2 protein-coding genes are annotated in these 1,348 nt (G+C 42.3%); both read right to left on the reverse strand.

Translation table 11 applies throughout. From position 1 onward, the window contains the following. On the reverse strand, positions 1 to 543 hold a 543-nt coding region (locus tag AYJ08_RS04835), incomplete at its 3' end, for an extracellular solute-binding protein (protein WP_369799663.1). Positions 544 to 921: 378 nt separating this feature from the next. Then, on the reverse strand, positions 922 to 1,348 hold a 427-nt coding region (locus AYJ08_RS04840), incomplete at its 5' end, for a GyrI-like domain-containing protein (protein ID WP_197490585.1).

Raw genomic sequence — 1,348 nt, forward strand, 5'->3', positions numbered from 1 at the left:
CCAGTCCTTTGGCACTTCTGCTTTTGGGAGCATCTGTGGATTGTACATAATGACCTCAGGCAATAGCATTTCCCCATACCAGCGATCTTGTGCGTCTTTATACATGGCTGGAATCTGATCACCGAAGGAAGGTTTGTAGCTCTCCAGCAATCCTTCCAAAGCGGCAGTCCGTAAGCTGGATTGTGTGCCTCCCCACCAAAAATCGGCCTGTGGATTGCTCTTTTCTCCTCGAATTCGCTCCAGGATTTCCTGCGCCCCAATTGTTAAAACATCCACTTTTATATCAGGATGAGTAGCTTCAAATTTCGGAATAACGTATTCTACAACGCTCTTATCCCGTCCCGTGTAAATTACTAGCTGCTGTTGGGAGCCCTGCTTTGTCACCGCCTCCCTTGATGGAGCCGACGCATCTGTCCCTGCTTGAGAAGAACAGCCTGCAAGCGAGGTTAGTACCACTCCCATTAGAATTAGCTTTATCCAGCTTTCGCCTTTATCCGCTCCCCATTTTTTGATTTTTAGCATGCGATCTGCTCCTTTCCCCACCTGCTATTTTGAACCTCCTCTTTCATTGCCCAAAAGGTTCAGCTATTTTCCCTGATCAAAATTAGCTTGCAAGTCTGTTCATATTTAAACATTCCGATCAAAAAGACTGTTTATTCTGACACTTTCTAGGTAACTGCCTGTTATCGAAAATAATGCTGACTCATCAACTGATGATTCGTCATGATTACTAACAAATTATGGATGAAGAAGGTGAATTATGCTTGATTTTTACTAAAATGCAATGACTTTCATTTTGCGTAAAACTAGTAAAACGCTCTATCATTCTGCCGTCCCTAGTATTTTCCCAACAAAAAAATCGCAAGCAACTGCCTGCGATTTCCATCATTGGATTGTTTTCTTCTTTTGCCATATGGGACTTTATCTTTTTTTAATAGGAATATAAATCAAAATGATAGAGTCTTTGTCTTCTATATGAGTAAATTCCGTCCCATATACCTCAAAATTGTCTCGTGCATCAAGCTCATAGTCAACACTAGCAAACCATGTCCCCCAGATATAGTCGTAGGTGGTTCTAAGCTCACTGCCGGTCCCTTGATGGCGAAAAACAGCATACTCCCCAGGCTGAATCGTGTGAGCAACCATCCCTTTTGGAACTTCCACAATCTTCTTTACCTGTATAGCCGCTATTCCATAAAAGGCAGTTAGCTCTGTCAACTGATGAAGGGAAAGGGGCATCTCAGCCGTGCAAATTCCGTATCTTATATCAGGATTACAAATCATTTGCTTTTCCCCTATCTCCCATTCTCGTGTGAAATAGTGTTGCCATATTTGTTTAAACTGATTT

The sequence above is a fragment of the Brevibacillus sp. SKDU10 genome (assembly GCF_001645205.1).
GTDB lineage: Bacteria > Bacillota > Bacilli > Brevibacillales > Brevibacillaceae > Brevibacillus_B > Brevibacillus_B halotolerans.